The organism is Streptomyces sp. NPDC047043, from assembly GCF_040644055.1.
GTDB lineage: Bacteria > Actinomycetota > Actinomycetes > Streptomycetales > Streptomycetaceae > Streptomyces.
In genome coordinates this window covers 180,566-190,546 of the sequence record NZ_JBEYVO010000027.1, presented here as the reverse complement: position 1 = coordinate 190,546, position 9,981 = coordinate 180,566, and the positions used below count along the sequence as shown (strand labels likewise).

Genomic DNA, 9,981 nt, shown 5'->3' with positions numbered 1-9,981 from the left:
GCGACCCGCTACGACAAGACCGCCGAGTCCTACCAAGCAGCCGTCACCCTCGCATCGCTGCTGATGTGGGCGTGACATTTGAAGACAACTCCTAGCGCAGCCTCGGGATCTCGATGGCGGGGCAGCGGTCCATCACCATGTCGAGACCCGCCCCGCGCGTGCGCTCGTACGCGGCCTCGTCGATCACGCCGAGCTGGTACCAGACGGCCTTGGCGCCCTTCGCCACCGCCTCGTCGGCGATCGGTCCGGCGAGGTCGCTGTTGACGAACACGTCGACGACGTCCACGTCGAAGGGGATGTCGGCGAGGGAGGCGTACCCCTGCTCGCCGTGCACGGTCTCCGCCTTGGGGTGGACCGGCACGATGCGCTTGCCGAAGCGCTGCAGCACCTCGGCGACGCCGTAGGCGGCACGCGCCCGGTTCGACGACAGGCCCACCACCGCCCAGGTGTCGCCGGACTCGGTGAGGATCTTGCGGATCGTTGCGGGGTCGCCGTACACGTTCGCCCTCCCTGGGATGCGTGCAAGAGCTGCTGTGCCCGACAACAGTGGGCGGAGCGCGGTGATTCCTCAGGACTGCGGAAGCCCGGCGGCAGGCAGCAGGGCCCCGGCATCAACCGGCCGCGCCCCGCCGCCTGGTGCGACCGGCTAGCTGCCGGGGACGGTGTCCTCGAAGGTGGTGCCTGCCGTGCGGTAGGCGCCGACCTTCGCGGTGACCTGGGCCGGAGTCAGGACCTGGTCCTTGACGTGCAGGACGTAGTCGACCTGCTCGTCGTAGGCGCGGGGGGTCGTGCCGGTCTGGCCCGCGAGGTCGATCAGCCACTGGTTGAAGTTGATCGACATCGGACGCTCGGGCAGGTAGGCGGCGTCATGGGCGCCGAAGAGCCGGCCGTCGATGTAGTACTTGATGCTGCTGTTGTCGATGGTGAGCACCAGGTCGTGCCAGCCGGCGTAGCTCTGCCGGGACTCGGTGTGCTGGTTGACGGCCTGCCACGGGTCGGGGTTGTAGGTCTCCCAGGACGTCGTGTAGAGGATGTTCGAGGGCTCGCCCCAGCCGCCGTTGGGCAGGTACTCGAAGTCGTACTCCGAGTAGTCGTCGGCCATGGGCGCCTTCAGGTCGTTGATGGTGAAGAACGTCTGGACGAGGTGATCGCCGTCGGGCCCGGACACCGGTGCGTCGGAGAACTTGACCCGGGCCGCGTAGGTGCCGTTCTTGAACTTCACGGACTTGGTGAGGACTTCGGTCTGCCTGGTGCTCTCGGCCGTTCCCGCGGTCGAGGTCCGGAGGTTCATGACGGAGTTGCCGCCGGAGCTCGCGAAGGTGACGTTCTCCGGGGACCAGGTGGCGCCGGGCACGCCGGGTCCGCCGGAGTTGGAGCGCACGCTCCAGCCGTTCGCCGAGATCTTCGGGTCGGCGGAGCCGGTGTAGTTGAAGTCGTCGAACAGGATCTGCCCGCCGGCCGGGGGATCGGTGGGCGGGTCGGTCGGCGGATCCGTCGGGCCGTTGCCCTCGGGCGCCGTGCCCCACACGGTGCTGCCCGACAGCTGGGCGGTGACCTTCGGCCAGTCCGCGTACGACGTCAGGGCGGGGTTGAAGGAGTAGTCGTCGCTCTGGACGAGCGGCTGCCAGTCCGAGCGGTAGAAGCGCAGCTGCATGTCCCCGGTGTCGGCGCCGGGGGCGAGCGTGCCCGCTCCCGGGGTGAACTGGATGTCCAGGTAGCGGTCGGCGGTGGCCGTGGGGTTGGCCAGCGTGCCGAAGGTGCCGGTGATGTTGGCGCAGCCCTTGACCGCCCAGGAGCAGGCGAAGCGGTAGGTGGCGCCGGCCGAGTCGGCCTTGAAGTAGTAGCGCACCTTGACGCTGCTGAGCGGGACGGTGCCGTCGCCGGTGTTCCTGACCTTGAGCCAGGGCTCGGCCTGGTCGGCCGTGGCGCCCGTGGCACTGGTCCGGTACTGGACCGTCACGGCATCGCCGGCGGCGCTCGCGGTGCCGGTCATGGCGGCGAGACCGGCGGTGCCCATGGCCATGGCAACGGCGGCGGCTGCGGCGATGCGCATTCTGCTGGGAACGGGTCGGGGCTTCATGGAGGTTCCTTCCGCGATGGGGATCTGGCGTACGAGCACGGCCGGCGCGGGGACATGCAACCTGACCAGTTCGACAACTGGTCAGGTGACCTCTTGCTGGTCGATGAAGGTGGCATAGACCAATGAGGTCGTCAACCCTCCACGTCTGCTTGGTTGTTGACCGCACGGCTGTCGTCGGCTCGTGCAGTGCGGGGCGAAAGGTGGCTACACTGCGCCTGACCAGTGCCCGGTCAGTGGTAAGCAATGGTCGGACTGGTCAGGTAATTTCGCGGACGGTGGGGCAGGAGCGGAACCATGGACGGTGGCGGCGAATCGGGGGTCGTTCTCAAGCGAGAACGCGTCCGGGACCACATCCTCGAGCTCATAGAGACGCTCAGTCCCGGCGACGCCATCCCCTCCGAACGGTCCCTGTGTTCCGCCCTGCACGTTTCCAGGCCGACCCTGCGGGCGGCCGTCGACGAACTCGTCGCCGCGGGGCTCCTCGTGCGCGAACACGGCCGTGGCATGTTCGTGGCACCGGAGAAGATCACCCAGGAACTCGTCCCGGACCAACAGGCCATGGCCCTCCCGCAGGCCTCCGGCGTCTGGACGAGCCGGCTGCTGGAATTCACCACGATCGCGGCCGGCGCCCGGGTCGGCCGGAAACTGCGCCTGTCACCCGCCGCCGAGATCGTCTACGTGGCGCGCCTGCGCCTCGTCGACGGTGCCCCCATGGCCATCGAGCACCTGCACATCCCCGCAAGCCTGGTGCCCGCGCTCACCGCCCGGGAACTGGAGGCGGGCGACCTGTACGAGCACCTCCGCGACCGGCACGGGGTCCAGGTGAGCGAGGCCGTGCAGACCGTCGAACCCACCGTCGTCAGCCCGGCCGAGGCCAAGATCCTCGGCGTGCCCCACCTGTCTCCCGCGCTCCTCTTCGAGCGCCTGACCAGCGACACCGACGGCCGGGCCGTCGAGTACGTGCACTCCCTCTACCGGGGCGACCGCTACCGCATCGTCACCCGCCTGGCCCTGGGCCCGTCGGCCGGTCAGGAGCAGGCGGGGGCCTTCGCCCAGCGGGAACCCGTCGTCCTCACGGCCCGGGGCGACGTCCACACCGACCGGTGACCGAGGCGTGTTTCGGGGAACCCGGTGGCGTTGTACGGTCGGGACAGTCCGCACGGCTGGGGGTGGCCGATGACCGGGTACGACATGCTCGCCGCACGCCTGACCATCCATCTCGACGCGGCCGTCGTCTGGCACCACAGACCGGCCTACACCGAACTCGTCCACCGGGCGCGGCGCGAGGGCCTCATCGGAGCGAGAGTCTTCCGCGGGATCACCGGTTTCGGCGCCGGCGACCCCAAGCAGGCGCCCCTCGGCCCGAAGGGCCCGTGCGCCGTGGTCATCGTCGACGAGGAGCCCCGCCTCAGAGACTTCCTGCCGCACGTGGCGGACGTCCTGGGGGAGACGTCCGCGGTGGCGGTGCTCGACCGCGTGCGGATCCACACGCCTGCCGCACATGAGTGAGCCGTACGGCGAGGCGGGCGCCGGGGCTTGCACGCGCGCGTGCACGTCACCTCGGCCCAGCCGCCACGGCACGCGCGCGTATACGTCCGCGTATCTCGTTGAATCCCGCCACCTTGTCCGGAATTCGTGCCGGATGCCTGCGCGAGGCCGTCCGCCCGCCTACGCTCGGCGCGTGCTGCGCATCACCGACGCCCGAACCGGCGAGTCCGTCGACGCCGCCCCGGTCCGCCGGGGGCTGACCCGCGTCGAGGCCCATGTGCCCGGCTATGACACCGGCGCCCTGCGTGTGCTGCTGGTCGCCGACCTTCTCGTACGTGCCCTGGAACTCGGCGGCACTCCGGTGTGGGGGGTGCTGACCGGCGAGCGGGAGCAGGCGCAACTGCGGGCCGCGGTCGCGGCGCTCGGCATCCGGCCCCTCGAGGACAGGCGGGACATCGGCCCCGGCCTGGGCGAGGCACAGGTCATCCATGTGGTGCAGGAGGGCGGCTCGACCCCCGACGGGGTACAGGTCGCCGTCGCTCCCGTCCACTCCGAACTGCCGGGCGCACCGCAGGACGCGGACCCGACCGCCCTGCGCCTGGCGCTGCTCACCCGGCACCGGAGCGCGCCTCTGCGACTCGACGCGGCCGTCCTGGGCCAGGCCCACGACACCCTCGTACGCCGACGCCGTGCGGTCGCCGCCTGGGCGCAGCAGCCGTCGCGGCCCATCCCCGACGAGGCGCGCACCCGCCTGCGTACCGCCTGGGAGGACGACTTGGACGTGCCCGCCGTGCTCGATGTGCTGACCTGGGTGGAGTCCGCGCCCGACCTGTCGGACGGCGCCCGCTTCGAGACGTACGCCTACGCCGACCGGCTGCTCGGCCTGGACTTCACCCGCGATCTCGGATCCCCGGCATGATCGCGCGTGCGGGAGCGGGCCCGCTGCGCCGCCTGGTCGTCCTGCGGCACGCCAAGTCGGACTGGCCGGCCGGCGTCCCCGACCACAAGCGCCCGCTCGCGGCCCGCGGCCGCCGGGACGCCCCGGCCGCGGGCCGCGCGCTCGCCGAGATCGACTGCCTGCCGGACCTCGCCCTGTGCTCCACCGCCGTACGCGCACGCCAGACCTGGGACCTCGCCTCCGGCCAGTGGGGCACCCCACCGCCCGTACGGCACGATCCGCGGCTCTACGCCGCCGAGGTGTCCGACCTGCTGACCGTCGTGCACGAGGTGCCAACCGAGGTCGAGACGCTGCTCCTGGTCGGGCACAACCCCGGCCTCGAGGAACTCGTCCTCGAACTGGCCGAGGACAGCCTCGACGATGCGCTGGACGAGGTGAAGGTGAAGTTCCCGACCTCGGCGATCGCGGTGCTGGCCTGGCACGGCACCACCTGGCAGGCGCTCGCCCCGGGCACGGCGCTGCTGACGGACATGATCGTGCCGCGGGGCAAGAAGGGCGGCGGGAAGAAGTAGCCCGCGCGCCGCATAGGCTGGCCCGATGCAGGACGAGTACCGCACGGTCGCCCACGCGGGCGTGCACGAGACCGAGGTCAACCGCTCCCGCTTCCTGTGCACCCTCGCACCGGCGGCCACCGAGCAGGAGGCCCAGGATTTCGTCGCCGCCGTGCGCAAGGAGCACGCGGACGCCACCCACAACTGCTGGGCCTACGTCATCGGCGCCGACGCCTCCGTCCAGAAGGCCAGCGACGACGGCGAACCGGGCGGCACCGCGGGCGTCCCCATGCTGCAGATGCTGCTGCGCCGCGAGATGCGGTACGTGGTCGCCGTCGTCACCCGCTACTACGGCGGCGTCAAGCTCGGCGCGGGCGGACTCATCAGGGCGTACGGCGGCGCGGTCGGCGAGGCCCTGGACACCCTCGGCACCCTCACCCGCCGCCGCTTCCGCCTGGCCACGGTGACGGTCGACCACCAGCGCGCCGGAAAGGTCCAGAACGACCTGCGCTCGACCGGCCGCGAAGTACGCGACGTCCACTACGCGGAGGCCGTCACGATCGAGATCGCACTGCCGGACGCCGACGTCGACGCCTTCCGCGCCTGGCTCGCCGACGCGACCGCCGGGACGGCCGGGTTCGAACTGGGCGGGGAGGTCTACGGGGACGCGTGACGTTCGGGGCGAAACGGGCGTAACGGACCGGCCTGGCAAGGCTCATGACGGCCCATGACGGGCCGATACGGGAGTAACCGCCCGTGATGTCAGACCCGGCCGTTAGGGTCGAGGATCATGAGACTGCTGCACACTTCCGACTGGCACCTCGGCCGGGCGTTCCACCGAGTGAGCATGCTCGGCGCCCAGGCCGAGTTCATCGGACACCTCGTCACGACCGTGCGTGAGCGCGGCGTCGATGCGGTGGTCGTGTCGGGGGACGTGTACGACCGGGCGGTGCCGCCGCTCGCCGCGGTCGAGTTGTACGACGACGCGCTGCACCGGCTCGCCGACCTGGGCGTGCCGACGGTGATGATCTCCGGGAACCACGACTCGGCCCGCCGGCTGGGCGTCGGCGCCGGGCTCATCGGGCGCGCGGGCATCCATCTGCGGACCGAGCCCTCGGCGTGCGGGACGCCGGTGGTGCTCTCCGACGCGCATGGGGACGTGGCGTTCTACGGGCTGCCGTATCTCGAACCGGCGCTGGTGAAGGACGAGTTCGGGGTGGAAAAGGCGGGTCACGAGGCCGTGCTCGCCGCCGCCATGGATCGCGTCCGCGCGGACCTCGCCACGCGCGCGCGTGGACCGCAGAAAACCCGGTCCGTCGTCCTCGCGCACGCCTTCGTCACCGGCGGCGAGGCCAGCGACAGCGAGCGGGACATCACCGTCGGCGGTGTCGCCTCCGTGCCCGCCGGGGTCTTCGACGGCGTGGACTACGCGGCGCTCGGCCATCTGCACGGCTGCCAGACCATCACCGAGCGGGTCCGCTACTCCGGCTCCCCGCTGCCGTATTCGTTCTCGGAGACCGACCACCGCAAGACCATGTGGCTCGTCGACCTCGACGCCGACGGCTTCGCCGGAGCCGAACGGATCGACTGCCCGGTGCCCCGCGCGCTGGCCCGCATCCGCGGCACCCTGGAGGACCTGCTCGCCGACCCCGGGCTCGCGCGGCGCGAGGAGGCGTGGGTCGAGGCCACCCTCACCGACCCGGTCCGCCCGGCCGATCCCATGGCCCGGCTCACGGAACGCTTCCCGCACACGCTCAGCCTGGTCTTCGACCCGGAGCGGGCACCGGACGATCCCGACGTGTCGTACGCCAGGCGGCTCGCGGGCCGCAGCGACCAGCAGATCGCGGAGGACTTCGTCGGCCATGTGCGCGGCGCCGGACCCGACGAGCGCGAACAGGCCGTGCTGCGGGACGCGTTCGACGCGGTGCGCGCGGACGAGGCCGTGCGGGAGGTGGCGCGATGAGGCTGCACCGGCTGGACGTCACCGCGTTCGGCCCCTTCGGGGGCTCCCAGTCGGTCGACTTCGACGACCTGTCGGCCGCCGGGCTGTTCCTGCTGCACGGGCCGACGGGAGCCGGCAAGACATCCGTCCTGGACGCCGTGTGCTACGCGCTGTACGGCGCCGTGCCGGGCGCCCGGCAGAGCGGCCAGGGCATGAACCTGCGCAGCGACCACGCCTCGGCGACGACCCGCACCGAGGTCACCCTTGAACTCACCGTCGCAGGGCGCCGGTTGGAGGTCACCCGGCAGCCGCCCTGGGAGCGCCCCAAGCTGCGCGGCAAGGGCACGACCGTCGACAAGGCCCAGAGCCGGCTGCGCGAGTACGACACCACGGCCGGCGCCTGGAAGGACCTCAGCCGCTCGCACCAGGAGATCGGCGAGGAGATCACTCAGCTGCTCGGCATGAGCCGCGAGCAGTTCTGCCAGGTCGTGCTGCTGCCCCAGGGCGACTTCGCCCGCTTCCTGCGCGCCGACGCCGAAGCCCGCGGCAAGCTGCTGGGCCGCCTCTTCGACACCCACCGCTTCGCCGAGGTCGAAAAACGCCTCGCCGAGCGGCGCCGCGCCGCCGAGGCCCAGGTGCGCGAGGGGGACGCCGCGCTGTTGGCCGACGCGCACCGGATGCAGCAGGCAGCCGGCGGCGTCATGGAACTGCCGGAGCTGGCACCGGGCGAGCCCGGCCTGGCCGAGGCGGTCATCACCGCCGCGGCCGTCGCCCGCAGCACCGCCCGCGAACAGCTGACGATCGCCCACTGCCGCCTCAGGGCAGCGGAGTCCGCGCAGGCGGCCGCCGAGCGCGCGCTGGGCGACGTACGCGAAGTGGCCCGATTGCAGCGGCGATTCACGGAGGCCCGGGAGCGCGCCGCCCGGCTCGAGGAGGGCGCCGACGCATACCGCGAGGCACAGGCGCGCATGGAGCGGGCCCGCAAGGCCGAGGCGGTGGCGCCCGCGCTGGAGCTGCGGGAGGCCGCGGACGCCGAACACCGGCGGGCGGCCGCCGCCGAGACACGCGCGCGTACGGTGCTGCCCGAGACGTTCGCCGGCGCCGGTGCGGCCGGGCTCGCCGCCGCCGCGCGGCGCACCGCCGAGGAGCTCGGCGGGCTGGAGTCGGCTCGTCGCGCCGAGCAGCGGCTGGCCGAGCTCGTCGCGGAGCGGGCCGACCTCGACCGCCGGGAGCGTGCCGACGAGGACGTCCTGCAGGAGGCCGAGGCCTGGCTCGCGGGCTGGGAGACCACCCGGAGCGCACTGCAGACCCGCATCGAAACCGCGCAGGAGGCCGCGACCCGGGCCGAGCAGTTCGGCGTGCAGCGCGAGCCCGCACAGCGCAGGCTCGGTGCCGCCCGCCAGCGCGACCAGTTCGCCCGCGACACCGAAGAGGCCCACGCGCGCGTGCTCGCCTCCCGCGAACGGGCCACCGAGGCCCGCGCCCACTGGCTCGACCTCAAGGAACAGCGCCTGAACGGTATCGCGGCCGAGCTCGCCGCGAACCTCACCGAGGGCAAGCCGTGCGCCGTCTGCGGAGCCGCCGAACACCCCGCCCCGGCACGCAAGGTCGCCGGGCACGTCGACCGCGAGGCCGAGGAGCGCGCCCTCGCCGCTTACCAGCGCGCCGACGAACAGCGCACCGAGGACGAGCGGCGCCTGGGCGTCGTACGGGAGGCGCTGGCCGCCGCCACCGCCGAGGCGGGCGACACCCCCACGGCCCGACTCGCCGAAGGGGTCGAGGAGTTGGAGCGGCAGTACACGCAGGCGCGCGGTGCCGCCTTGGAGCTGCACCCCGCGAGCGAGGAGCTGCGGCGGGCGGAGCACGAGCACGAGCAGCGCACCGTTGTGCGGCAGGAGGCGGCGGTCAGAGCCGCCTCACGCGTGGGCCACCGGGAGCGGCTCGACAGCGAACGGGCCGGTCTGGAAGAGGAGTTGGCGCAGGCGCGCGGCGCCGCGGACAGTGTGGCCGCGCGCGCCGCGCAGCTGGAGCGCCGGGTCGCCCTGCTCACCGAGGCCGCCGACACCGCGCGCGTGGCCGAGGACACCGCCCAGCGGCTCAAGGACGCCGACGCCCGGCTCGCCGACGCCGCCTTCCGCGCCGGCTTCGACACCCCGCAGGCCGCGGCCGCCGCCCTCCTCGACGACGCCGCACACCGCGAGCTCCAACACCGCCTGGACGCCCGGCAGTCCGAGGAGGCCGCCGTGCGCGCGGTCCTCGCCGAGGCCGACACCGCGGCGGCCGCCCAGCAGCCACCCGCCGAGCTCGCCGCGGCGGAAGAGGCCGCCGCCGTCGCGGGCCGGCGGCTGCGCGACGCCGCCTCCGCGCGCGACGCGGCCGCCGGACGCTGCAGCGACCTCGACCGCCTGTCCGCCCGGTCGGCGGCGGGCGTACGCCGGCTCGCCCCGCTGCGCGAGGAGTACGACCGCGTGGCCCGCCTGGCCTCCCTCACCGCGGGCACCTCCGCCGAGAACGAGCGGAAGATGCGCCTGGAGTCGTACGTCCTGGCAGCCCGGCTGGAACAGGTGGCCGCCGCCGCGACCGTACGGCTGCAGCGCATGTCGTCCGGCCGCTACACCCTCGTCCACTCCGACGACCGGGCCGGCCGCGGCCGCAGCGGTCTCGGGCTGCACGTCGTGGACGCGTGGACCGGACGCGAGCGGGACACCGCGACCCTGTCGGGCGGCGAGACCTTCTTCGCCTCCCTCGCGCTCGCCCTCGGCCTCGCGGACGTCGTCACGGACGAGGCGGGCGGGGTCCGCCTGGACACGCTCTTCATCGACGAGGGCTTCGGCAGCCTCGACGACCAGACCCTCGACGAGGTCCTCGACGTGCTCGACTCCCTGCGCGAACGCGACCGCAGCGTCGGCATCGTCAGCCACGTGGCCGACCTGAGACGCCGCATCCATGCCCAACTGGAGGTCGTGAAGGGCAGATCGGGGTCGGTGGTGCGGCAGCGCGGTCAGTGATCCCGGCGGCCCGG

Annotated in this window: 9 protein-coding genes; 7 read left to right on the top strand and 2 right to left on the bottom strand. The window is 73.0% G+C overall.

Translation table 11 applies throughout. The annotated features are described in order from the left end of the window. Positions 1–91: 91 nt before the first annotated feature. Together ABZ880_RS36610 and ABZ880_RS36605 are read right to left on the bottom strand one after the other, a co-directional pair. Positions 92–499 (bottom strand): CoA-binding protein, encoded by a 408-nt coding sequence (locus tag ABZ880_RS36610; protein WP_361272199.1) that lies wholly within the window; start codon positions 497–499, stop codon positions 92–94. A gap of 147 nt (positions 500–646) precedes the next feature. Further along, the gene (locus ABZ880_RS36605) at positions 647–2,080 is read right to left on the bottom strand and encodes a cellulose binding domain-containing protein (protein WP_361272196.1); all 1,434 of its coding nucleotides are present in this window, start codon (positions 2,078–2,080) and stop codon (positions 647–649) included. 294 nt (positions 2,081–2,374) lie between these two features. Between ABZ880_RS36605 and ABZ880_RS36600 the strand changes: the two genes are divergently transcribed. From ABZ880_RS36600 to ABZ880_RS36570, 7 genes are all read left to right on the top strand, one after another. Next, positions 2,375–3,187, top strand: a complete 813-nt coding sequence (locus ABZ880_RS36600; protein ID WP_361272193.1) for a GntR family transcriptional regulator — start codon at positions 2,375–2,377, stop codon at positions 3,185–3,187. 69 nt (positions 3,188–3,256) lie between these two features. Next, positions 3,257–3,589 (top strand): DUF190 domain-containing protein, encoded by a 333-nt coding sequence (locus ABZ880_RS36595; protein ID WP_361272190.1) that lies wholly within the window; start codon positions 3,257–3,259, stop codon positions 3,587–3,589. A gap of 133 nt (positions 3,590–3,722) precedes the next feature. Beyond that, a complete protein-coding gene (locus tag ABZ880_RS36590; RefSeq protein WP_361272188.1) occupies positions 3,723–4,487 on the top strand; it encodes a hypothetical protein in 765 nt (254 codons plus the stop codon). Next, positions 4,484–5,038 (top strand): histidine phosphatase family protein, encoded by a 555-nt coding sequence (locus tag ABZ880_RS36585; RefSeq protein WP_361272185.1) that lies wholly within the window; start codon positions 4,484–4,486, stop codon positions 5,036–5,038. Before ABZ880_RS36590 ends, ABZ880_RS36585 begins: the two co-directional genes overlap by 4 nt. Before the next feature lie 25 nt (positions 5,039–5,063). After that, positions 5,064–5,690, top strand: a complete 627-nt coding sequence (locus ABZ880_RS36580; protein ID WP_361272182.1) for a YigZ family protein — start codon at positions 5,064–5,066, stop codon at positions 5,688–5,690. Between the two features lie 117 nt (positions 5,691–5,807). Beyond that, the gene (locus ABZ880_RS36575; protein WP_361272179.1) at positions 5,808–6,980 is read left to right on the top strand and encodes an exonuclease SbcCD subunit D; all 1,173 of its coding nucleotides are present in this window, start codon (positions 5,808–5,810) and stop codon (positions 6,978–6,980) included. Then, positions 6,977–9,967, top strand: coding sequence for an SMC family ATPase (locus ABZ880_RS36570; RefSeq protein WP_361272176.1), 2,991 nt, complete (start codon positions 6,977–6,979; stop codon positions 9,965–9,967). The genes ABZ880_RS36575 and ABZ880_RS36570 overlap by 4 nt, the downstream gene beginning before the upstream one ends. Positions 9,968–9,981 lie beyond the last annotated feature (14 nt).